We start from the raw sequence: 231 nt of genomic DNA, 5'->3' as shown, positions 1-231 counted from the left end.
TCCGCGGCGTTCCCCACAGGCGTGGGGATGAACCGGGTGGCTCACTCGCTGTTTCGACGTGCTGGACGCGTTCCCCACAGGCGTGGGGATGAACCGTCCCGCACGACGCCAAGAGCGACCCCGGACCAGCGTTCCCCACAGGCGTGGGGATGAACCGCGCAGGCCGCGCTTGTCGAGGATGTCGAGCGGGCGTTCCCCACAGGCGTGGGGATGAACCGACGCAGCTCGACC

The sequence above is a fragment of the Deinococcus apachensis DSM 19763 genome (assembly GCF_000381345.1).
GTDB lineage: Bacteria > Deinococcota > Deinococci > Deinococcales > Deinococcaceae > Deinococcus > Deinococcus apachensis.
Note: the sequence above shows the minus strand (reverse complement) of the source record.